Origin of the sequence: Rhodococcus sp. Q (assembly GCF_005503035.1) — a bacterium.
In the GTDB taxonomy this organism is placed as follows: domain Bacteria; phylum Actinomycetota; class Actinomycetes; order Mycobacteriales; family Mycobacteriaceae; genus Rhodococcus_G.
The window spans coordinates 97,375-120,150 of sequence record NZ_SCOY01000003.1; the positions used below are offsets into that span (position 1 = coordinate 97,375).

The window sequence follows — 22,776 nt, forward strand, 5'->3', positions numbered from 1 at the left end:
CTGCGGTGTGTCGATCGCAGGACGGGGCGGGTCGGTGGCCGGCGCTGCGTGGTGTCAGAGCCTTTCGATGATGGTGCCGGTGGCGAGCGCGCCGCCCGCGCACATCGAGATCAGCGCGGTGGAGCCGTCGCGGCGCTCGAGCTCGTGCAGGGCCGTGGTGATCAGGCGTGAGCCGGTGCTGCCGACCGGATGGCCGAGCGCGAGAGCGCCGCCGTTGACGTTGACCTTGTCCATGTCGGGGCCGTGTACCTGTGCCCAGGACAGTGCGACGGACGCGAATGCCTCGTTGACCTCGAACAGGTCGAGGTCGCCGATCTTCATGCCTGCCTTCTCGAGGACCTTCGCGGTGGCCTGGACGGGTCCGTCGAGGTGGAACTCGGGTTCGGCGCCGACGAGGACCTGCGAGACGATGCGCGCACGCGGCTTGAGGCCGAGTGCGAGTGCGCGGTCGGAGTCCATCAGCAGCACGGCGGCGGCGCCGTCGGAGATCTGCGACGAGGTGCCTGCGGTGTGGATGCCGCCCTCGATGACGGGCTTGAGCTTGGCGAGGGATTCTGCGGTGGTGTCGCGCAGACCCTGGTCGCGGGAGACGATGTGCTTTTCGTCGGTGGGGAGCTTGTCCTCGCCGATGATGGGCGCCGTCACGGGCAGCACCTCGCGATCGAAGCGGCCCTCCTCCCAGGCCTGCTTGGCCAGTGCCTGCGAGCGGACGCCGAGCGCCTCGATGTCCTCGCGGGTGATGCCGCGACGCTTGGCGATGCGCTCGGCCGCCTCGAACTGCGCGGGCATGTCGATGTCCCACGACGCCGGGCGCCGCGGACCGGCCTCGGTGCCGACGTTCGCGCCGAGCGGGACCTGGCTCATCTGCTCGACGCCACACGCGACGCCCATGTCGATGGCACCGGTCGCGATGAGGCCCGCGATGAGGTGGTTGGCCTGCTGCGCGGAGCCGCACTGGCAGTCGATCGTGGTCGCGCCGACCTGCCAGGGCAGACCCGCCGCCAGCCAGGCGGTGCGGGTGACGTTGTTGGACTGCGCGCCGGCCTGGGTGACGCAGCCGCCGATGACCTGCTCGACGAGGGCCGGATCGACTCCGGCGCGCTCGAGCAGACCGACCTGGACAGCGCCGAGGGTCTCCGCCGCGTGCAGGCCGGACAGCCATCCGCCGCGCTTGCCGATCGGGGTCCGGACGGCTTCGACGATTACTGGTGTGCCCACAGTGGGCTCCTTTCACGATTCTCTCAAAAAAGTAGAACAGGTTCCGCCGGTCGGCAAGGACTCTGTACTCAGATCTTTCCTAGACGGAGGGGTTGTGATTCAATATCGATAGAACGTGTTACAGATCACTTGGCGGCATCGTCGCGAGGGCAGGAGACAGCAGTGGCACAGCCCAACATTCCCGCGGGATTCGACTTTACGGACCCGGACATCTATGCACACCGACTCCCGGTCGAAGAGTTGGCCGAGGTTCGCAAGACTCAGCCTGTGCTCTGGGTCGAGCAGCCCGACGGTGTCGGCGGCTTCAACGACGGTGGCTACTGGCTGGTCACCCGGCACGAGGACATCCGTGACGTGTCGATGCGCAGCGACGTGTTCTCCACCTGGGAGAACACCGCGATCCCGCGCTTCGCCGACGACATGCAGCGCGAGCAGATCGAACTGCAGCGCTTCGTCCTGCTGAACAAGGACGCCCCCGAGCACACGAAGCTCCGCAAGCTGGTTTCCCGCGGCTTCACCCCTCGCGCGATCAACGGCCTCAAGGACGAGCTGCGCGAGCGCGCCGAGTCCATCGTCAAGGCCGCCGCCGCAGAGGGTAGCGGCGACTTCGTCACCCAGGTCGCCGCCGAGCTGCCGCTGCAGGCCATCGCCGAGCTGATCGGTGTGCCGCAGGAGGATCGCGGCAAGGTCTTCGAGTGGTCCAACCAGATGACCTCCTACGACGACCCCGAGTTCGCCGACATCGATCCGGCCGCCGCGTCGATGGAAATCCTCGGCTACGCATACCAGCTCGCCGAGGAGCGCAAGCAGAACCCGGGCGACGACCTCGTCACCACGCTGATCGAGGCCGACGTCGACGGCGACGAGCTCAGCGCCGAGGAGTTCGGCTTCTTCGTCATCGTTCTCGCGGTGGCGGGCAACGAAACCACGCGCAATGCAACCACGCACGGCATGAAGGCGTTCATGGACAATCCCGAACAGTGGGAGTTGTTCAAGAAGGAGCGCCCGAAGACCACCGCCGACGAGATCATCCGTTGGGCCACCCCGGTCGCCGCGTTCCAGCGCACCGCGCTCGCGGACACCGAGATCGGTGGCGTCGCGATCAAGAAGGGCCAGCGCGTGGTGATGAACTACGTGTCGGCGAACTTCGACGAGGAGGTGTTCGACGAGCCGCACAAGTTCGACATCCTGCGCGACCCGAACCCGCACCTCTCGTTCGGTGGCACCGGTGCGCACTACTGCCTCGGCGCGAACCTGGCCCGCATGGAGATCGAACTGATCTTCAACGCGATCGCCGACTACCTTCCCAACCTCGTCGAGGTTGGCGCCCCTCGCCGCCTGCGTTCCGGATGGCTCAACGGCCTCAAGGAGTACCAGGTGGACTACCAGACCCAGGGCACCGGTGGGGGTTGCCCCGTCGCGCACTGACGACTCACTGAGGGAGAGTTCGTCACGGTGCGCGAGGCGGCGCCGGCGGGATCGTGAGGGTTCCCGCCGGCGCTGTCGGATATTTCCACCGAGTGCGAGCCGGGTACGCGACGGCGACTGAGACAGTTCCCACGAAACGAGAAGGGCCGCACCGATTTCTCGGTGCGGCCCTTCTCTGTGTCAGGGTCAGAGCTTGACGAGTGTCTTCATGGCCCGTTCGACCTCCCAGAAGGCGCGCAGCGACTGCAGCTTGCCCTCGTCGTTGACGCGGTACACGAACACGCCCTCGGCGTCGATCTGCGCACCCGCCATCACCGTGCGGATCCGGCCGATGTTCACGACCTCCTGTCCGCACTGGAGCTGGTCGTCGATGATGAACTCGAGCGAGTCCGTGTTGGCGATCGTCATGTCGTAGAACTTCGAGATCGCCTCGCGGCCGTGGTGTCCCTTGCCCTCGGGATCGAAACCCGAAGGGCCGACCGGGTCCTCGACCCAGCCGTCCTCGGCGAACAGGTTCAGCCACTCTTCCTTGCGCTTGCCGCTCGCCGCGGACTGCGATGCGCGCGAGGCGATCAGGGCCGGGTGGTCGGTCTGGCTGGTCGTGGTCTCGGTCATGATGCTCCTATCCGATGTTCTCGGCGGCGAACTTGCGCAGCGAGTCCTGCTTGGCTTCGAGCGGTCCGTCGAAGGCGACACCGTCGAACAACCACGGCACCACGATGGTGTCGGTGACGCCCGCGTCGGCGAGTTCGGCGTAGCCGTCCTTGCCGAAACGGTCGATGCACACGGCCTGGATCTCGAACGGCTCGTTCTCCCTGCCGTATTCGGCACGGAGTTCGTCCAGGCGAACCTTGGTCGCCGCCAGATCCTTGAACTTCATCATCGCCGACGTCCAGCCGTCGCCGACCCGGGCCGCACGCTTGAGCGCGACCTCCGTGTGCCCACCGACGTAGAACGGCACCGGCGACTTCGGTGCCGGGCTCATCTGAAGCCGGTCGAAATCGTAGAACTCGCCGTGGAACTCGACCATCCCGCCGTCGAGAACCAGCTTGATGACCTCGATCATCTCGTCGACGCGGGCGCCCCGCTTCTTGAAGGGGACGCCGCACCACTCGAATTCCTCGGGTGCCCAGCCGATCCCGACGCCGAACCCGAAGCGGCCCTGCGTCAGGTTCGCAACCGACCCGACCTGGCGGGCGAGCAGCAGCGGATTACGGGAACCCAGCTTGAGGACGTTGGTGTAGAAGCCGATCGTCGAGGTGGCCGTGCCCATCGCCGTGGCGGCGATCAGCGGGTCAACCCACGGGGTCTCGGCGTTCCACATCCGGGATCCGTCCGGCGTGTACGGGTAGTCCGCTGCCGCGGTCTCCATGAAGAACAGGGAGTCCGGCAGGGCGATGTTCGCGAACCCGCACTCCTCTGCGGTCTGCGCGAGCGGCACCAGCTGCTCGAGCGGACTCATCGCGATTCCGACGGTGAACTTCACGGCGCGCCTCCTAGTTGGTCGGGCGGTCGGAGCCGACCACCCACATCGCGAAGTACTGCGAGCCACCGCCGTACGCGTGGCCGAAGGCCTTGCGCGCGCCGTCGACCTGGTGGTCACCGGCGCGTTCCATCACCTGCATCGCCGACTCGGCGTACCGGATCATGCCGGATGCACCGATCGGGTTCGACGAGAGCACGCCGCCCGACGCGTTGACCGGCATCCGCCCGCCGATCGCGGTCTCGCCTGCCTCCGTGAACTTCCAGCCCTCGCCCTCGGCCACGAATCCGAGGTTCTCCAGCCACATCGGCTCGAACCACGAGAACGGCACGTAGATCTCGGCCTCGTCGATCTCGGTGAGCGGATCGGTGATGCCTGCGGCCTTCCACAGTGCGGCCGCGGCATCGCGGCCGGCCTGCGGGTTTGCAACGTTGCGGCCGGCGTACGCCAGCGGTTCGGTGCGCATCGCGGTCGCATGGATCCACGCCACCTTGCGGCCGTCGGCCTCGACAGCCTTCGCCGCGTCCTCGTTGCCGATCACGATGGCGCAGGCGCCGTCCGAGGACGGGCAGGTCTCGTCGAAACGGATGGGGTCCCACAGCATCTGGGACTCCATCACGGACTCGACGGTGATGTCGGCCTGCTTGAGGTGTGCGTACGGGTTCAGTGCACCGTTGCGGCGATCCTTGACGGCCACCATCGCGCCGATGTGATCGGGTGCGCCCGAGCGGCGGATGTACGAGCGCACGTGCGGGGCGAAGAACCCGCCCGCACCCGCGCCGACCGGCATCGTGAACGGCACCGGCGTGGACAGCGCCCACATGGCGTTGGACTCGGACTGCTTCTCCCACGAGACAGCGAGCACCCGCTTGTGCACGCCGGACTTCACCAGGCTGGCGGCGACGTTGCCGGTCGAGGCACCGACCGAGCCGGCGGTGTGGACGCGCAGCAGCGGCTTGCCGTTGGCGCCCAATGCATCCGACATCGCGAGCTCCGGCATCATCGACCCCTCGAACAGGTCGGGGGCCTTGCCGATGACGATGGCGTCGATGTCGTCCCAGCCGACGCGGGCGTCGGCCATCGCGCGGTCGACCGCCTCGCGGATCATGCCCGCCATCGTCACGTCGTGACGCTTGGCGACGTAGTACGTCTGGCCGGTGCCGAGGACCGCGGCGAGTTGCGGGGCCATATCAGTTGCGTCCTTCCATGACGGCGACCAGGTTCTGCTGCAGCACAGGGCCACTGGTGGCGTGGGCGAGGACGCGCTGTGCGTCACCGCTCATGATCTTCTGTGCGGCGTAGCCGATGCGCTCGAGGCCGCCGGAGAACATCGGGTTGCCGGTGAGCGGGCCACCCGACGGGTTGATGGTGGTGGCGTCGGTCAGGCCGATCGCCTCTCGGAGAATGATCTCCTGGTGCGTGAACGGCGCGTGCAGCTCGGCGACGTCGATGTTCGAAACGTCACCACCGGTCGCGGCGCGAGCGGCGGCGGCGGTGGACGGGGACACCGTCAGGTCGCGCGACCCGAGGGTGGGGGAGTCGATGCGGTGCTCGAACCCGGTGATCCATGCCGGTCGCTCGCACAACTCGCGGGCACGGTCGCCACGGGCCAGGATGATCGCGGCCGCACCGTCGGTGATCGGCGCGCAGTCGTGCGCGCGCAGCGGGTCGGCGATGTAGTCGGATGCCAGCAGTGCGTCGATGTCGACGTCGCCGGAGAGCTGCGCGTTCGGGTTGTCCTTGGCGGCGGCGCGGCTGCGCTGCGCGATCTTCGCCATGTCCTCGGCGGTCCACTTGCCGGCGTCGAGTCCGAGCCGGGCCTGCAGGCCTGCCATCGAGACGGAGTCCGGCCACAGCGGGGCGACCAGGTACGGGTCGGTCTGCATCGCGAGGATCTGCCGGAGGTTGCCCGCGGACGACTTGCCGAATCCGTACACGAGGGCGGTGTCGACCTCGCCGGTCATGATCTTGACCCAGGCCTCGTACAGCGCCCAGGCGGCGTCCATCTCGACGTGCGACTCGTTGATCGGAGGCACGGCCCCGATCGAGTCGATCGCGGAGATGAACGAGAACGAGCGGCCGGCCAGGTAGTCGGAGGAACCCGAGCACCAGAAACCGATGTCGGACTTGGTGATTCCGAGCTCCGCGTACAACTGTTGGAAGCAGGGGACGAGCATCTCGACACCGTTGGTGGTGCCGGTTGTCTCGCGCACATGGGGGGCCTGTGCGAAGCCGACGACTGCAATGTCTGTCATGGTCTTTTCGGCTCCTAGAGGTGGTGCTTGTAGGTGTCGTAGTCCGCGTCCGGCTCACCGCTCGGGCGGAAGTGGGAGACGTTCCGGAGTGAGTACACCCACTCCTCCTTCGGCCGCCAGACGGCCTCGACCCGCAGACCCATCCGCACCTCGGCGGGGTCGACTTCGAGGATCAGATGCAGGAACGGGATGTCGGCGCCGTCGAGCAGGACGTAGGCCGCGACGTACGGCGGCTTGATCTGCTGGCCCATGAACGGCACGTTCACGATGCAGAACGTGGTGATGGTGCCCTTGTCGGACACCTCGACCTGCTCCTTGGTCGGCATGCCGTCGGTGGGGTTCGCGCCGCGCGGAGGCACGTACACCTTGCCGTTGGCGTCGGTGCGCCCACCGATGATCTTGCCCTCCATGAGGCCACGCAGGTAGTAGGTCTCCTCGAACGAGGCGGTGTGCGTGTAGTGCAGGTCGATCGGGGTGACGATGTCGGTGACGGGCTCGCCGGCGACCGGCGCCGGGGTCGACTCGCTCTCGCCGGGTTCGAAGCACGCGATGTCGCGGATGTGCCCGGTGCGCTCGTCGGCCCAGCGGACCCGCACGCGCATGCCGGTGCTCATCGCGTCCGCCGATTCGGCGTCGACGGCGTGCAGGATCGACGTGTCGGCGCCGTCCAGCTTGACCAGCGCCCACGCGAACGGGTGACTCAGCGGCTGACCCTCGATCGGGTCGGGCATCCACGTCCAGCTGACGACCGTGCCGGTGTCCGAGACGTCGACGAAGTCGGTCATCGGCTCGTGGGTGGTGGGATCGAACTCCGGCGGCGGCACGTGTACGCGACCGTCGGAGCCCCGGGCGCCAACGACCTTGCGGTCGCGGAGGCCGGTGACGAAGGCACCGATGGTCGGTCCCACGGACCGCGTGTAGTCGAATTTGAGATTAAGTGGTGCCCTCAGGGGCTGCTCGGCCACTTGGGTCTTTTCAGGGGTCACGGAATCGAGTAGAACAGGTTCTTATTACTGTGGCAAGAGTCACTGCTGCAGCGCGGTGGAAATGGGAAAACACGGAGGCACGCAAATGAAGCTGGGGTTGCAACTTGGGTACTGGGGCGCACAGCCCCCGGCCAACGCGCAGGAACTTGTTACAGAAGCCGACCGCAGTGGCTTCGACGCCGTGTTCTCCGCCGAATCCTGGGGCAACGACGCGTTCACCCCGCTCGCCTGGTGGGGGTCGAGCACCGAGCGGGTCCGACTCGGCACTTCCGTCGCGCAGCTGTCCGGCCGCACGCCGACCAATGCCGCGATGCATGCGCTGACCCTCGACCACCTGTCCGGTGGCCGCGCGATCCTGGGTCTCGGTGTCTCCGGGCCGCAGGTCGTCGAGGGCTGGTACGGCCAGCCGTTCCCGAAGCCGCTCGCGCGCACCCGCGAATACGTGTCGGTCATCCGGAAGGTGCTCGCCCGCGAGGGGGCCGTGACCAACGACGGCCCGCACTACCCGCTGCCCTACCGTGGTGAGGACGGGATGGGACTGGGCAAGCCGCTCAAGCCCATCACCCACCCGCTGCGCGCGGACCTGCCGATCTGGCTCGGCGCCGAAGGCCCGAAGAACGTGGCTCTGACCGCCGAGATCGCCGACGGCTGGCTCGCCATCTACTACACGCCTCGCCTGGCCGACATGTACAACGAGTGGCTCGACGAGGGCTTCGCCCGTCCCGGTGCCCGCCGCAGTCGCGAGGACTTCGAGATCGCCGCCACCTGCCAGGTCGTCATCACCGACGATCGCGCCGCGGAGATCGCCCGGCTCAAGCCCATCACCGCGCTCTACGTCGGTGGCATGGGTGCCGCGGAACTGAACTTCCACGCGCAGGTCTACACCCGCATGGGCTACGGCGCGGAGGTCAAGGAGATCCAGAAGCTGTTCCTGTCGGGCCGCAAGGAGGAAGCCGTCGCGATGGTGCCGGACCAGATGGTCACCGACACCATGATCATCGGCACCCGCGACGAGGTCCGCGATCAGGTGAAGGAATGGGAGGCGGCAGGCGTGACGATGCTCCTCGTCACCTGCCGCGACGTCGAGCACATGCACCAGCTCGTCGACGCCGTCAACCCCGCCTGATTCGACGGCCCACGGGCTCGTGGTTTGGGCCCGCCGGCCCGTGGGCACTCGTCGGATCATGAACTCACGACGCGTACATCTGATCGCGGGCGCGTCCCTGCTGGTTCTCGTTGCCGCCGGGTGCAGCGACGACGGATCGACCCACGGCCCGGAAACGGTGGAGGCGCCGCCGACGTCGATTCTCGACGGGACGACGACGCTGCTGCCTCCGGAGATTCCCGGAGCCAGCGGATATGTGTTCCGATCTCCCGAGGATGCGGCAGGGGAGGACGACGCCTTCACCTACGACGAGACGGCGGTACCGGTGGGGGCCACCGTCAACGTCGCAGCGGACGAGGAGGGCGGGCGCACGACGGTGACGTTCAGCGCCCGTGGACTCGCGCCGAATCGAGACTTCGGCGTCCACGTCCACACGCGACGCTGTGGGTCGGATCCGGCCGACTCCGGGCCGCACTACCAGAACGTGACGGACCCGGCAGCGTCCGACGAGGCGCCGTCGTCGGACCTGGCCTACGCGAATCCCGAGAACGAGGTCTGGCTCGACATCACCACCGATGCCGGCGGAAGTGCCGAGGCGACGACGACGGTCGACTGGACGTTCCGGCCGGACGAAGCCAACTCCGTTGTGCTTCATGAGAAGCACACGATGACCGGACCGGGCGAGGCAGGTATGGCCGGCGCCCGACTGGCCTGTCTCGACGAGGGCTTCTGACTCGGTCGGGTCCGTCAGGCCGACGGTGGCGGCAGCTCGGCCATGCCGTACACGCGGGTGGCGTGGATGCGCAGCACCCGCCGGCGCTCGGTGACCATCGCCCGGCGGAACGCCTCCCAGTCCGAGTGCTCGCCGCCGCCCGCGGCGCGATACACCGCGACCAGTTCGTCTGCCGCCTCGTCGTGGGGGTCGGCCGCGACCGCGCCGAGTTCGGCGTCGCCGTCCACCACCGCGTACGACCAGAAGTCGTCGGCGCTGACCTGCAGTGAGACGCGGGGGTCGCGGGCCGCGTTGCGGGTCTTGGCCCGCTCGGCGGTGACCGACACTCGAGCGGTTCCGGTATCGGGATCCCAGGCGTAGATCACGTTGGACAGCTGCGGTCTGCCGTCGCGTCTGATCGTCGCGAGGACGCCGCGGGTGTGTGTGGCGACGAGGTCCAGTAGCCGAGGGTCGGTGTCGGTCATGTCGCTGACAACCCCGCAGCGCCGGATGATGTTCCCCGGAAACGAAATCGGCCCGCACCGCCGGTGTGGGGTGCGGGCCGATCGGGTCGGTCTACTTGCCCTGGAAGTTCGGGGCGCGCTTCTCCGCGAAGGAGCGGGGGCCTTCCTTGGCGTCGGCACTCTTGAACACCTCGGCGCCGATCTTCGCCTCGAGCTTGAAGGCTTCTTCCTCGTGCATGCCCTCGGTGACGCGGATGGTCTTGAGGATGGCCTGGACCGCGACCGGGCCGTTGGCGGCGATGCGCTCGGCGATCTCCAGGGCCTTGGTCAGCGCCTCGCCCTCGGGAACGACGTAGCCGATGAGGCCCAGTTCCTTGGCCTCGGGTGCCGGCACGGTGCGGCCGGTGAGCAGGATGTCGGCGGCGACGGTGTACGGGATCTGACGGACGAGCCGGACCGCCGAACCGCCGAGGGGGAACAGGCCGAGCTTGGCCTCGGAGACGCCGAACCGGGCGTTCTCCGCGGCGACGCGAATGTCGGTGCCCTGCAGGATTTCCGTGCCGCCTGCGATGGCTGCGCCCTCGACGGCCGCGATCAGCGGCTTGGTGAGGCGGCGGCCCTTGAGCAGTGCGGGCAACTTGACCGGGTCGAGGCTGCCCTTGGCGAACGCGTCGCCGGGTGCGTTCTTGTTCATCGCCTTGAGGTCCATGCCCGCGCAGAACGTTCCGCCTGCGCCGGTGAGGATCGCGACGCGGATGTCGGGATCGTTGTCGACCTGGTCCCAGGCCTGCACCATGATCGCCATCATTTCGCTCGAGAGGGCGTTGCGTGCCTCCGGGCGGTTCATCGTGATGATGAGGACGTGGCCGCGCTTCTCGACGAGGCAGTGCGCGGACTTGTCCGAAACGTCGGAAATTTCGGCTGTGGTGGAGGACACTGGCTGCTCCCGATTACGGTGTGAACTGGGTCTCAAACTGACTCTTGCGAAGAACGGTAACACGTTCTACTTTGAACGACGTGGCCCTTCATATCGCAGACTTTGTCGAGCACTCCATCGATCTGAATCCCGAGCGTGTCGCGCTCGTGGACAGCGACCGCGAGATCACCTATGCACAGCTGGAGGAGCGGACCAACCGTTTGGCCCACTACCTGCAGAGTCAGGGGGTCCAGCCGGGCGACAAGGTCGGCATCTACTCACGCAACACCATCGAGGCCATCGAGGCCATGGTCGCGGTGTTCAAGGCGCGTGCGGTGATGGTCAACGTCAACTACCGCTATGTCGAGAACGAGTTGCAGTACATCTTCGAGAACTCGGACATGGCCGCGCTCGTCGTCGAGCGCCGGTACGTCGACAAGGTGGCCAACGTGCTGCCGAACACGCCCCTGGTCAAGGCCGTCGTCGTCGTCGAGGACGGCACCGACCTGGAGTACGCCTCCGGCGGCTCGGTCGAGTGGGCCGAGTACGAGGCGGCGCTGGCGCAGGGATCGCCCGACCGCGACTTCGGCGAGCGCAGCCCCGACGACATCTTCATGCTCTACACCGGCGGCACCACGGGTATGCCGAAGGGCGTCATGTGGCGTCACGAGGACTGGTGGCGCGTGCTCGGCGGCGGCGTCAACTTCGTCACGGGTGAGCGCGTCGAGGACGAGTGGGAGCTCGCGAAGGTCGGTGCCGCCAGCCCCGCGATGGTGCGTTTCCCGATCCCGCCGATGATTCACGGCGGCTCGCAGTCCGCGGTGTTCCACAGCCTCTTCGGCGGCGGCACCCTGGTCATGCACCCCGAGTTCGACGGCCACGAGGTCTGGCAGGTCATCGACAAGCACAAGGTCAACCTCATCTTCATCACCGGTGACGCGATGGCTCGCCCGATGCTGGACGCGCTGAAGGCAGGCAACCCGGCGACCGGTGAGCCCTACGACCTCACCAGCCTGTACGTGATGGCGTCGAGCGCCGCGCTGTTCTCCCCGGCCCTCAAGGACGAGTTCCTCGACCTGCTGCCGAACCGCTACATCACCGACTCCATCGGCTCCTCCGAGACCGGCTTCGGCGGCCTGAGCACCGTCACCAAGGGCGCCACCCACACGGGCGGCCCGCGCGTGAAGATCGACGCCGCGACCGTCGTCCTCGACGACGACGGCAACCGGATCGAGCCCGGCTCCGACAAGGTCGGCCTGCTGGCCCGCCACGGCCACATCCCCCTCGGCTACTACAAGGACGAGGAGAAGACTGCGGCAACGTTCAAGACGTACAACGGCGTTCGCTACTCGATCCCCGGCGACTACGCCTCGGTCGAGGCGGACGGCACTGTCACCATGCTCGGCCGCGGCTCCGTCTCCATCAACAGCGGCGGCGAGAAGATCTACCCGGAGGAGGTCGAGGGTGCCGTCAAGACGCATCCCGACGTCTTCGACGTGCTCGTCGTCGGCGTTCCGGACGATCGGTTCGGTCAGCGGGTCGCGGCCGTCGTCGCGACGCGTGACGGCGCCCGCCCGAGCATGAACGACATCGTCGCGGCGTCCCGCAAGGAGATCGCCGGCTACAAGGTGCCGCGCAGCGTCTGGTTCGTCGACGAGATCAAGCGTTCTCCCGCGGGCAAGCCCGACTACAAGTGGGCGAAGCAGCAGACCGAGGCCCGCGACGCGGACGATCACTACACGAACGGCAACGGAAACTCCTGATGCACAACGCTCTCGCCGAGAAATTCGGCATCAAGTACCCGATCTTCGCGTTCACCCCGTCCGAGCACGTGGCCGCTGCGGTCTCGCGGGCCGGCGGGTTGGGCGTGCTCGGGTGCGTCCGGTTCAACGACGCGGACGAACTGGACGCCGTCCTGAACTGGATGGACGAGAACACCGACGGCAAGCCGTACGGCGTCGACGTCGTGATGCCCGCCAAGATCCCCACCGAGGGCACGGCGGTGGACCTGGACAAGCTGATCCCGGCGGAGCACCGCGCGTTCGTCGACCGCACGCTCGCCGAGCTCGGTGTGCCGCCGCTGTCGGACGACGTCGAGCACGCCACCGGCGTGCTCGGGTGGCTGCACTCGGTGGCCCGCGCGCAGCTCGACGTCGCGTTCAAGCACCGTCCGGCGCTGATCGCGAACGCCCTCGGCTCCCCGCCGAAGGACGTCATCGACGAGGCGCACGGGCACGGCGTCCCGGTGGCTGCGTTGGCAGGCGCCGTGGGCCACGCCCTGAGCCACGTCGAGAACGGTGTCGACATCGTCATCGCGCAGGGCTACGAGGCAGGCGGCCACACCGGCGAGATCGCGTCGATGGTTCTGGTTCCCGAAATCGTCGACGCGGTCGGTGATTCCGCGACGGTCATCGCCGCCGGTGGCATCGGCAGCGGCCGTCAGGTCGCCGCCGCGATGGCGCTCGGTGCACAGGGCGTGTGGATGGGCTCGTACTGGCTGACCGCCGCCGAGTACCGGCTCGGCAGCGCTGCCGACGGCACGTCGGCGACACAGCGGGCGCTGCTCGCCGCGACGTCGAGCGACACCGTCCGGTCCCGGATCTACTCCGGCAAGCCGGCCCGGTTGCTCAAGACGAAGTGGACCGAGGCCTGGTCCGCGCCCGGCGCCCCGTCGGCACTGCCGATGCCACTGCAGAACATCCTCGTCGCGGAGGCGCACCAGCGGATCGCCGCCGCCGAGAACCCCGAGGTCGTTGCGATGCCCGCGGGCCAGATCGTCGGACGGATGAACGAGATCCGTCCCGTCGCGGACACGATGGCCGACCTGGTCGCCGAGTTCGAGGCGACGGTCGCACGGCTGAACAAGCTCGAAGGCTGACACCAGCACCGTAGGGCCACACCGGCAGGGCCGGGCACGAGCAGTCGTGCCCGGCCCTGACCTGTGTGTACTGGACATGGCCGTGTGCCCGGTGGGATGGTTTCACCGGAGGCGAGCATCATGGCGACGCACACCCTCGATACCGACTACCTCGTCATCGGAGCAGGCGCGGCAGGGATGGCGTTCACGGACGCGGTGGCCGCGGACAGTTCCGCCGACGTGATCGTGGTGGACCGCAGGCACGCTCCGGGCGGGCACTGGAACGACGCGTACCCGTTCGTCCGGCTGCACCAGCCGTCGTCGTACTACGGCGTGAACTCACTGCCGCTCGGCGGCGGCACCATCGACGCCGACGGGCTGAACGCGGGCATGTACGAGCGGGCGACCGGCGCCGAGATCTGCGGCTACTTCGACCGAGTCATGCACTCCCACCTGCTTCCGTCCGGCGCGGTCCGGTACCACCCGATGTGCGAGTACGACGGCGACAACGCGTTCGTCTCGCTCGTGACGGGCGATCGGTACGACGTGACGGTCCGCAGGGCCGTGGTCGACGCCAGGTACCTGTCGCCCTCGGTACCCGCCACGTCCCCGCCTCCGTTCGTCATCGAGGCCGGGGTGCGCTGCATCCCCGTGGGCGAGCTCTCGGCGGTGTCGGAGCCGCCGCCTCGGTACGTGATCGTCGGCGCGGGCAAGACGGCGATGGACGCCTGCGTATGGCTGCTCGGGGTCGGGGTGGAACCGGAGCGGATCCGGTGGGTCAAACCCCGCGAATCCTGGCTCCTGAATCGGTATTTCGTGCAGGGCGACGATCTCGTCGGGAACCTCGTGGAGGGCGGTGCGCGGCAGATGCAGGCCGCAGCGAATGCCGCCTCGCTCGCAGACCTCTTCCGCCGCCTCGAGGAGAGTCGGATTCTGTTGCGGGTCGACGAGCGCGCCACGCCCACGATGTTCAAGATGCCCACGAGCAGCACCGCCGAGATCGACGAGCTCCGCAGGATCGAGGACGTGGTCCGGCTCGGTCACGTGCAACGTGTCGAGTCACGCTCCATCGTGCTCGACGAAGGCGCCGTTTCCGCGGACGCCGACGACCTCTACGTGCACTGCGCCGCGTCGGGCCTGAATCCGGCGCCTGCCGTGCCGATCTTCGCTCCGAATCGAATCACGCTGCAACCCATCCGTTCCGGATTGATCCCGTTCAACGCGGCGTTCGTCGGCTACGTGGAGGCCTCGGGACGCGGCGCCGACGAGAAGAACCGGCTGTGCCCGGCGAACCGGATGCCGGACGTCCCGCTCGACTGGGTTCGAGGGAGACTCACCGAGATGGCGGCGGAGCGGTCCTGGTCGAAGGAGCCGGACATCGCGGAGTGGCTCGAACGGTCGCGTTTGAACCATCAGCGCGGCGTCGGTGAACACCGTGACGAGCCCGCGGTTCGGGATGCGGTGGGCCGCTTCGTCGAGTGCGTGCGCCCCGGAGTGGCCAGGCTGATGGCGCTCTTCTCCGAAGCGCAGGCGACCGGGTAGCCCCTCGTCAGCGGTCGAGTTCGGCGTTCAGCCGGGAGGCGAGCTCGCCCGTGACCGGGACGAAGGACGCCGAACCCGACGCCCGGAACCAGGTGGGATCGTCGGAGTTCCACCGCTGCGCGCTGAGCGAGCGGCCCAGCACCTTGTACGTCGCGGTCTTCGGCAGGTCCTCGGTCACCCGGACGAAGCTCGGAACCTGCTTGGGTCCGAGATCCGGCGCCTGCGAGAGGAATCCGGCGAACTCGTCGATGTCGAACCCGTCCGAGGTGACCAGCGCGACGGCGACGCGGTCGCCGACCTGCGGATCGGGCACCGCGTACGCCGCGACCTCGACGACGTGCGGGTGCCGGGACACGATGTTCTCGATCGGGGAGGTGCCCAGGTTCTCGCCGTCGACCCGCATCCATCCCGAACTGCGACCCGCGAAGTACACGTAGCCGTCGGCGTCGACATAGCCCAGATCGCCGCTCCAGTACTGGCCGTCACGCACCCGTTCGGCTTCCGCTTCGGGATTGTTGTAGTAGCCCGCGAAGCTGCCGGTGCCGGCGGTGTTCACCAGTTCCCCGGTGGCCTTGTCGGCGTTGAGAATGTGCCCGGATTCGTCGAATTCCGCGGTGGGGCAGGGAGCTCCGGTATCGGGATCGAGGACGGAGATGCCCGCGGGGAGCAGCCCGAGGGCACCGGGCGGGGTGCCGGGTGCCCGGGGGATGAGCACGCCGCCCTCGGTGGAACCGAATCCGTCGACCACCCGGACGTCGAACCGTCGGGCGAACTCCGCGATCCCGGACGGTGATCCCTCGTTGCCGTACAGGACCTTGAGCGGGTTGTCGGCGTCGTCGTCACGCTCCGGGGTCGCGAGGACGTAGGCGAGCGGCTTGCCGACATAGTGTGCGTAGGTGACGCCGAACCGTCGCACGTCCGGCATGAACCCGGACGCCGAGAACTTTCGCCGCAGAGCGAAATTCGCGCCTGCGGCGAGTGCAACGGCCCAGCACGCCATCACGGCGCCGGAGTGGAACATCGGCATCGACGCGTAGGCCGTGTCGGCGTCGGTCAGGCCGAAGCGCTCCGCGAGCATGACGCCCGGCCCCGCGACCATCTTGTGGGTGACGCGGACGGCCTTCGGGTCGCCGCTCGTACCGGAGGTGAAGATCAGCATGAACAGGTCGTCGGGGGACGGTGTGCGGTCCGGCGCTGCGCTTCCGCGATGGTCGGCGAGCAGATCGTGCCACTCGTCGGAGTCGACCAGCAGGATGCGGACGCCGTCGAGGTCGAGTCCGTCGAGTAGCGCGACCTTCTCGGAGTCGGTGACCAGCAGCTGGCAGTCCGCGCGGGCGACGTCACCCGCGAGGGCGGCGCCGCGGCGCGTCGTGTTCAGTCCGGCGAGCACGGTGCCGCCGATGGCGCTCGCGCTGAGCAGCAGTGAGAACTCGGGAACATTGTCGAGGAGCACGGCGACGTGCGACGGCCGCGCCGGATCCAGCAGCGTGCCGATCGCGGCGGCCAGGTCGACGGCGAGGTCGACGTGCTCGGACCACGGAGTCCTGGTGTCCTCGAACAGGATTCCGTTCGATTCCGTGCCACGCAGGCGCATCAGGAGATCGGCGACCGTGGGCGTGGAGATGCTCATGTGCGCAGTCTAGGTGGCCCGTCACACGTCGACCAGGGGCGGTCGCAGCGAGTGGGACGCCGGTCGGTTCTGCAGGGTGAGGTCGACCCCTCCAACGACGAGAACGCCCGGCCCCACAGGGGGCCGGGCATTCCGGGGGGGGTGAAGATCAGGCAGGAACGTCGGCGAGCGACTGCCCGAGACGACGGAGCTGCTCGGTCGCCGAGCCGAGCGCGAACTCGTTGTGCTTGGCGGCCAGGAAGTACCGGTGCACCGGGTGGTCGCGATCGAGGCCGACGCCGCCGTGCACGTGGATCACGGTGTGTGAGACGCGGTGGCCCGCGTCCGCCGCCCAGAACTTCGCGGTCCGGATCTCCGCCTCGGCGGGCAGGTTCTCGCTCAGACGCCACGCGGCCTGCCACAGCGTGGACCGCACACCCTTGACGTCGATGAACGCGTCGGCGAGGCGCTGCGCGACGGCCTGGAAGCTGCCGATCGGACGGTCGAACTGCACCCGCTCGCGGGCGTACTCGGCGACCAGTTCCAGTGCTCGCTCCAGGGTTCCGAGCTGCAGGGCCGCCAGCCCGACCGCGGCGCGGTCGAGGATCCAGCCCACGACCTCGGAGCCGCGCGAGATGCCGCCGAGCACCTGGGTGGTGACGACGCCCGACAGCTCGACGATCGCCTCGGCGCTGTAGTCCGTGGTGGACTGCCGGTCGATCTGGACGCCCGCCGCCGACGGATCGACGACGAACACCGCGACACCCTCGGGGGTCGTGGCGGGCACGAGGATCGCCTCCGCGAGGGTCGCAACTGGGACGGTGATCTTGGTGCCGGTGATCGCCCAGCCGTCGCCGCTGCGGTCGGCGCGCGTGACCGGCTGCGCCGGATCGTTGTTCAGTTCCTCGGCGAGCGCGACGGTCAGGATCGCGCTGCCCTCGCCTGCCCGCCGAGCGAGATCACGCTGTGCGTCGTCGCCGAATTCGGCGAGCGCCGAGGCCGCCAGCACGATCGAGCTGAGGTAGGGCACGGGGGAGACGGGGCGACCGATCTCGCGGAGCACGGTGCACTGCTCGAGGATTCCGAATCCGCCGCCGCCGACCGACTCCGGCAGGGCAGCCGCGAGGACGCCGGCGTCGGCGAGGGCCTGCCAGAGCTTGTCGTCGAAACGGTCCTCGGCGGCGTCCAGTTCCCGCAGCCGGTCGTTGGTGGTGAGCTTCTCGGCGATGCTCCGAGTGAGTTGTTCGAGGTCCTGTTGGGCCTCGGTGGGAGTGAAGTCCACGATGATTCCTTCGGGGTGCAGTCCAGGTATGGGGGAGGGGACGTCAGCACTCGGCCGACGTCAGCGCCGTGCGGGCGGCTGTCCCAGCGCGGTCATGGCGAGGATGTCGCGCTGCACCTCGTTGGTGCCGCCACCGAAGGTGAGGATCAGCGAGGACCGGTGCATCCGCTCGACGCGGCCCCGCAGGACCGAGCCCTTCGAGTCCTGCCGCAGGTACGCCAGCGGGCCGAGGACCTCCATGAGCAGCCGGTACGCCTCGGTGGCGAACTCGGTGCCGAAGACCTTGCACGCGGACGCGTCGCCCTTGCTCGGGGCGTCCGCGGAGGCGACCTCCCAGTTCAGCAGCTTGAGGTACTCGACCTTCGAGTGCACTCGGGCGAGGTTGATCTGCACCCACTCCTGGTCGATGACGCGTCGACCGTCGGCCATCTTGGTGTTCTGCGCCCACTCGATCGTGTCGCGCAGCGCGCCCTGGATCGGGGCGGCCGAGACCAGAGCGACACGCTCGTGGTTGAGCTGGTTGGTCATCAACGCCCAGCCGCCGTTCTCCTCGCCGACCAGAGCGGACGACGGGACGCGGACGTCCTGGTAATAGGTGGCGCTGGTGTCGGGGCCCGCCATCGTGTGCACGGGCGTGTAGGAGAAGCCCTCGGCCGTGGTCGGGACGATCAGCATGCTGATGCCCTTGTGCTTCTTGGCGGACTGGTCGGTGCGCACGGCGAGCCACACGTAGTCCGCGTACGCGATGAGGCTCGTCCACATCTTCTGGCCGTTGATGACGTAGTCGTCGCCGTCCTTGACCGCGGTGGTCCGCAGGCTGGCGAGGTCGGTGCCCGCGCCGGGCTCGGAGTAGCCGATGGAGAAGTGCAGCTCGCCCGACGAGATCTTGGGCAGGAAGAACTTCTTCTGCTCCTCGGAGCCGTAGTGCATGATCGTCGGCGCGACGGAGTTGATCGTGAGGAACGGCACCGGAGCGCCTGCGATCGCGGCTTCGTCGGTGAAGATCAGCTGGTCGAGCGCGGGCCGCTCCTGTCCGCCGAATTCCTTGGGCCAGCCGAGGGTGAGCCACCCGTCGCGGCCCATCTCGCGCACGACATCGCGGTAGACGGTGCCCGATCCGTACTCACCGGTCTGTGCGGCGAGCGCTTCGCGGCGCTCGGGAGTGATCAGCTTCGCGAAGTACGCGCGCAGTTCCTCCCGCAGCTTCTGCTGCTCCGCGGTGTAAGTGATGTGCATCGATCCCTCTCCGGTCCGACTCGGGGTTCCGGCCTGACACAAGTTCTAGTGGGCGACAACCGCGGCATGCACGTTCCAGTGGAGCGGCCGGCGACGGTGGGACTTTCGGCCCGTCACGGCGGGTTTTTCGCATCATTGCACAGGAGTGGAACAGGTTCTAGCCTTATGGTGGATCCAGCCGGGCGCACAGCCCAGCGCGACCGGCGGACGACAGTCGAATTCCCGTAGAGAAGAGGTTCATCAATGGAGGTCAAGGTCGATTTTGACCGTTGCGAGGCCAACGGCGTGTGTGTGGGTATCGCGCCCGACAACTTCGACATCGACGATGACGAGAACTTGATCGTCACGCAGCCCGTCGGCGACGACCCGGAGACCCTCGCGCTGATGAAGGAAGCCGTCGCGCAGTGCCCGAGGGCTGCACTCACCCTCGAACCCTGACACCTGCTCCCTTGCCGCAAACGAGAACACGTTCTAAGGTGACAGCCGTCACGAACGGGACGGGTGTTCGGGGGAACCTCGTCGCCTGTTCCGCATCTATTCACGAAGGCAGTGGTGAGATTGGCTAGTCGCGAAGTGGCTCTGGACGGCAAGGTTGCGATCGTCACCGGCGGCGCGTCGGGGCTCGGCAAGGCCGAGGCACTCGGCCTCGTCCGGTCCGGCGCGAACGTCGTCGTCAACGATCTCACCGCCGGAACGCAGGCGGACGAACTCCTGGACGAGATCCAGGCGCTCGGCGGCAAGGGAGTCTTCGTCCCCGGAGACATCGGTGAGCGTTCGACCGCGGACGCGCTGATGGCCGCCGCCCAGGAACTGGGTGGCGTCGACATCGTCGTCAACAACGCGGGCATCGTTCGCGACAAGATGCTGTTCTCGATGTCCGACGAGGACTGGGATCTCGTACTCAAGGTTCACCTCCGCGGCCATTTCCTGTTGTGCCGCAACGCCGCCGTGCACTGGCGCGCCGAGTCCAAGGCCTCGGGTGCGCCGGTCTACGGCCGGCTGATCAACACCTCGTCCGAAGCCGGGCTTCTCGGCCCGGCCGGACAGCCCAACTACGGTGCGGCCAAGGCCGGCATCACCGCGCTGACGCTGTCCGCGGCGCGCGGACTGGAGCGGTACGGCGTCCGCGCCAACGCCATCTGCCCGCGAGCGCGGACCGCGATGACGGAGAACGTCTTCGGTGACGCACCGGAAGGTGTCGTCGATCCGCTCTCTCCCGAGCACGTCGTCAACCTCGTCTCGTACCTGGCCTCGCCTGCTGCCGAGTCGATCAACGGTCAGGTCTTCATCGTGTACGGACCGATGGTGGCGCTCATGGCGGCACCCGTTGTCGAGCAGCGGTTCGACGCACCCGGTGCCGAGTGGAGCGCGGCGGGCCTGGCCGAGTCGCTCGGCGGATACTTCGACGGCCGCGATCCCGGCCGGATGTTCTCGGCCTCCGAGGCCGTGAAGTCGCTGGGCTGACGCGTCGACCGGGGGTCGTCAGACCCCCGGCGCGCGGCTGCGCATTTCTTTCGCACTGAGAAGTAATCTGCTCGAATCTGCTCCGCCGCGGGGTCTGACCGGCCATGATGTGCCGAGCGGTTCCGATTCGGGCGTGAGCATCTGCTCGAGATGTCCCCTGGCAATGAACCGTCGGGGAGGCTGTCGTCCGGAGGCGTGAGCCGGTGCTCCCGTCCTGTCGTCCACTTCGGTCGATCCGGTTCCGTCATCCCTCGACCCGTCGAAAGGCGAAGGCAGGCAACGTGAGTCGTTCGAGGATTCGTCGGCGAGTGGAATACCTCGGTGCCGTGCTCGGGCTCGTCGACATCGACGCGAGGCCGACCGGGTCGGGCCCGTTTCGGGCGACCCCGATGAACACATCTCCTTCCGAGGCTCGGCACTTCGCGGGTCTCGGCACCTCTACCTGGGAAAACAACCGAGGCGGCCAACTTCTTTGACAGGTGAACGTGTTCTAATTAATATGACCTGGATCACAGACTCCGGGGGGAATCTACACGTCTCCCCTAACGCCGCGTGCGCGAACCGCGCCACGCCCACGACATTCGAGGAGGAGGTGCGATGAACGACCTCCTTGCCGTGCCTCTTCGGGCAGTCGGTGGTTTCTTCCAGATGACCGCGGAAGTGTTCCGCGCGATGGTGCGGCCACCGTTCCAGGGTCGCGAGTTCGTCGACCAGGCCTGGTTCGTCGCGCGGGTCTCGATGGTGCCGACAGTGCTCGTCGCGATCCCGTTCACCGTCCTGGTGACCTTCACGCTCAACATCCTGCTGCGCGAGATCGGTGCCGCAGACCTGTCCGGTGCGGGCGCCGCGCTCGGCTCCGTCACCCAGATCGGCCCGATGGTGACTGTGCTCATCGTCGCGGGCGCAGGCGCCACCGCCATCTGCGCCGACCTCGCGGCCCGAACCATTCGCGAAGAGATCGACGCGATGCGCGTACTCGGCATCGACCCGATCCAGCGGTTGGTCGTACCGCGTGTCCTGGCCTCCACCGTGATCGCGCTCCTGCTCAACGGACTCGTCAGCACCATCGGCATCGTCGGTGGCTTCGCGTTCTCGGTACTGCTGCAGGACGTCAATCCCGGAGCCTTCGTCAACGGAATCACGCTGCTCACCGGATTCGGGGAGCTCATGCTCTCGCAGCTCAAGGCCGGACTTTTCGGAATGATCGCCGGCCTGGTGGCGTGCTACCTCGGCCTCAACGTGAGGGGCGGTGCCAAGAGCGTGGGAGACGCCGTGAACCAAACCGTCGTCTTCGCCTTCATGGCGTTGTTCGTCGTGAACGTCCTCGTGACCGCCGTCGGTATCAAGCTGACGGCGGGGTGACGCAATGGCATTCGCACTGACCGGAAAGTTCCGGGGCACTCGGCGTCGCCTCCACGGCATGTCGACAAGCATCGACAGCATCGGTGAGCAGGCGCTCTTCTTCTGGCGGGCACTGGTGTGGGCGCCGCGGTCGCTCATCCACTACCGCAAGGAGACGATCCGGCTCATCGCCGAGATCAGCATGGGCACCGGCGCCCTCGCCGTCATCGGCGGCACCGTCATCATCGTCGCCTTCCTGACGCTGTTCTCCGGCGCCGTGATCGCCGTGCAGGGCTACAGCTCACTCGGCAACATCGGCATCGAGGCCCTCACCGGCTTCTTCGCCGCGTTCATCAACGTCCGCATCGCCGCACCGGTGATCGCGGGCATCGGCCTGGCCGCCACCATCGGTGCCGGTTCCACCGCCCAGTTGGGTGCGATGCGGGTGTCCGAGGAGATCGACGCCCTCGAGGTGATGGCGATCCCGTCCATTCCCTACCTCGTCAGCACCCGGGTGATGGCCGGGATGATTGCGATCATCCCGCTGTACTCGCTTGCCGTCGTCACGTCGTTCATGGCCAGTCGCTTTGCCACCGTGGTGCTGAACGGGCAGTCGCCCGGCGTCTACGACCACTATTTCTCGACGTTCCTGATGCCGACGGACATTCTGTGGTCGTTCGCGCAGGCCATCGTCATGGGGATCGCGGTCATGCTGATCCACACCTACTACGGCTACAACGCCAGCGGCGGCCCGGTCGGAGTCGGCGTTGCCGTCGGCAACGCGGTGCGTACGTCGCTGATCGCGGTCGTGACCGTCACCCTGCTCATCTCGCTCGCCGTCTACGGCGGGTCCGGCAACTTCAACCTCTCGGGATAGG

At 67.8% G+C, this 22,776-nt stretch carries 21 protein-coding genes; 10 read left to right on the forward strand and 11 right to left on the reverse strand.

The features are described 5' to 3' along the window. Positions 1–54: 54 nt before the first annotated feature. The gene (locus tag FFS72_RS04605) at positions 55–1,218 is read right to left on the reverse strand and encodes a steroid 3-ketoacyl-CoA thiolase (RefSeq protein WP_137872850.1); all 1,164 of its coding nucleotides are present in this window, start codon (positions 1,216–1,218) and stop codon (positions 55–57) included. A gap of 162 nt (positions 1,219–1,380) precedes the next feature. On the opposite strand from FFS72_RS04605, the gene FFS72_RS04610 reads away from it, so the two are divergent. After that, positions 1,381–2,646, forward strand: coding sequence for a cytochrome P450 (locus FFS72_RS04610; RefSeq protein ID WP_137872851.1), 1,266 nt, complete (start codon positions 1,381–1,383; stop codon positions 2,644–2,646). Between the two features lie 186 nt (positions 2,647–2,832). On the opposite strand, the gene FFS72_RS04615 is transcribed toward FFS72_RS04610, so the two are convergent. The 5 genes from FFS72_RS04615 to FFS72_RS04635 are packed head-to-tail and all read right to left on the reverse strand — an operon-like array spanning position 2,833 to position 7,349. Beyond that, positions 2,833–3,261, reverse strand: a complete 429-nt coding sequence (locus FFS72_RS04615; protein ID WP_050066381.1) for a nuclear transport factor 2 family protein — start codon at positions 3,259–3,261, stop codon at positions 2,833–2,835. 7 nt (positions 3,262–3,268) lie between these two features. Continuing rightward, complete coding sequence (locus FFS72_RS04620; RefSeq protein ID WP_137872852.1) at positions 3,269–4,132, reverse strand: TIGR03619 family F420-dependent LLM class oxidoreductase; 864 nt, start codon at positions 4,130–4,132, stop codon at positions 3,269–3,271. Between the two features lie 10 nt (positions 4,133–4,142). Beyond that, positions 4,143–5,318, reverse strand: a complete 1,176-nt coding sequence (locus FFS72_RS04625) for a thiolase family protein (protein WP_050066383.1) — start codon at positions 5,316–5,318, stop codon at positions 4,143–4,145. Position 5,319: 1 nt separating this feature from the next. Continuing rightward, complete coding sequence (locus FFS72_RS04630) at positions 5,320–6,384, reverse strand: thiolase family protein (RefSeq protein WP_137872853.1); 1,065 nt, start codon at positions 6,382–6,384, stop codon at positions 5,320–5,322. Between the two features lie 14 nt (positions 6,385–6,398). Then, positions 6,399–7,349 (reverse strand): Zn-ribbon domain-containing OB-fold protein, encoded by a 951-nt coding sequence (locus tag FFS72_RS04635; RefSeq protein WP_502704080.1) that lies wholly within the window; start codon positions 7,347–7,349, stop codon positions 6,399–6,401. Between the two features lie 106 nt (positions 7,350–7,455). Between FFS72_RS04635 and FFS72_RS04640 the strand changes: the two genes are divergently transcribed. Both FFS72_RS04640 and FFS72_RS04645 read left to right on the forward strand, forming a co-directional pair. Next, the gene (locus tag FFS72_RS04640; protein WP_137872855.1) at positions 7,456–8,496 is read left to right on the forward strand and encodes an LLM class F420-dependent oxidoreductase; all 1,041 of its coding nucleotides are present in this window, start codon (positions 7,456–7,458) and stop codon (positions 8,494–8,496) included. A gap of 58 nt (positions 8,497–8,554) precedes the next feature. Further along, positions 8,555–9,208 carry a superoxide dismutase family protein gene (locus tag FFS72_RS04645; protein WP_137872856.1) on the forward strand — a complete coding sequence of 218 codons (654 nt, stop codon included), beginning with the start codon at positions 8,555–8,557 and terminating at the stop codon, positions 9,206–9,208. 14 nt (positions 9,209–9,222) lie between these two features. Here the strand turns inward: FFS72_RS04645 and FFS72_RS04650 are convergent, their stop codons facing one another. Next, positions 9,223–9,672 (reverse strand): PPOX class F420-dependent oxidoreductase, encoded by a 450-nt coding sequence (locus tag FFS72_RS04650; RefSeq protein ID WP_137872857.1) that lies wholly within the window; start codon positions 9,670–9,672, stop codon positions 9,223–9,225. 91 nt (positions 9,673–9,763) lie between these two features. Then, positions 9,764–10,588, reverse strand: coding sequence for a crotonase/enoyl-CoA hydratase family protein (locus tag FFS72_RS04655; RefSeq protein WP_050066387.1), 825 nt, complete (start codon positions 10,586–10,588; stop codon positions 9,764–9,766). Positions 10,589–10,668: 80 nt separating this feature from the next. Here FFS72_RS04655 and FFS72_RS04660 point away from each other — a divergent pair, with 80 nt between their 5' ends. The 3 genes from FFS72_RS04660 to FFS72_RS04670 all read left to right on the forward strand — a co-directional run bounded on the left by FFS72_RS04660 (position 10,669) and on the right by FFS72_RS04670 (position 14,966). Next, on the forward strand, positions 10,669–12,330 hold the full coding sequence (locus FFS72_RS04660; RefSeq protein ID WP_137872858.1) for an acyl-CoA synthetase: 1,662 nt from the start codon (positions 10,669–10,671) through the stop codon (positions 12,328–12,330). After that, complete coding sequence (locus FFS72_RS04665) at positions 12,330–13,445, forward strand: NAD(P)H-dependent flavin oxidoreductase (RefSeq protein ID WP_050066389.1); 1,116 nt, start codon at positions 12,330–12,332, stop codon at positions 13,443–13,445. Before FFS72_RS04660 ends, FFS72_RS04665 begins: the two co-directional genes overlap by 1 nt. A gap of 120 nt (positions 13,446–13,565) precedes the next feature. Next, positions 13,566–14,966, forward strand: coding sequence for an NAD(P)-binding protein (locus FFS72_RS04670; RefSeq protein WP_137872859.1), 1,401 nt, complete (start codon positions 13,566–13,568; stop codon positions 14,964–14,966). A 7-nt stretch (positions 14,967–14,973) separates the two neighbouring features. On the opposite strand, the gene FFS72_RS04675 is transcribed toward FFS72_RS04670, so the two are convergent. The 3 genes from FFS72_RS04675 to FFS72_RS04685 form a co-directional block, all read right to left on the reverse strand. Then, complete coding sequence (locus FFS72_RS04675) at positions 14,974–16,596, reverse strand: long-chain-fatty-acid--CoA ligase (protein ID WP_137872860.1); 1,623 nt, start codon at positions 16,594–16,596, stop codon at positions 14,974–14,976. 148 nt (positions 16,597–16,744) lie between these two features. Further along, entirely contained in the window at positions 16,745–17,857 is a 1,113-nt protein-coding gene (locus FFS72_RS04680; protein ID WP_137872861.1) for an acyl-CoA dehydrogenase family protein, read from the reverse strand. A gap of 60 nt (positions 17,858–17,917) precedes the next feature. Continuing rightward, complete coding sequence (locus tag FFS72_RS04685) at positions 17,918–19,093, reverse strand: acyl-CoA dehydrogenase family protein (RefSeq protein WP_137872862.1); 1,176 nt, start codon at positions 19,091–19,093, stop codon at positions 17,918–17,920. 243 nt (positions 19,094–19,336) lie between these two features. On the opposite strand from FFS72_RS04685, the gene FFS72_RS04690 reads away from it, so the two are divergent. The 4 genes from FFS72_RS04690 to FFS72_RS04705 all read left to right on the forward strand — a co-directional run bounded on the left by FFS72_RS04690 (position 19,337) and on the right by FFS72_RS04705 (position 22,775). Continuing rightward, entirely contained in the window at positions 19,337–19,531 is a 195-nt protein-coding gene (locus tag FFS72_RS04690; protein ID WP_137872863.1) for a ferredoxin, read from the forward strand. Positions 19,532–19,651: 120 nt separating this feature from the next. After that, positions 19,652–20,557, forward strand: a complete 906-nt coding sequence (locus FFS72_RS04695; protein WP_502704081.1) for a 3-oxoacyl-ACP reductase — start codon at positions 19,652–19,654, stop codon at positions 20,555–20,557. Between the two features lie 597 nt (positions 20,558–21,154). Continuing rightward, positions 21,155–21,919 carry an MlaE family ABC transporter permease gene (locus FFS72_RS04700; protein ID WP_050066394.1) on the forward strand — a complete coding sequence of 255 codons (765 nt, stop codon included), beginning with the start codon at positions 21,155–21,157 and terminating at the stop codon, positions 21,917–21,919. Between the two features lie 4 nt (positions 21,920–21,923). Further along, complete coding sequence (locus FFS72_RS04705; protein WP_050066395.1) at positions 21,924–22,775, forward strand: MlaE family ABC transporter permease; 852 nt, start codon at positions 21,924–21,926, stop codon at positions 22,773–22,775. The last annotated feature ends 1 nt before the right edge of the window (position 22,776 follow it).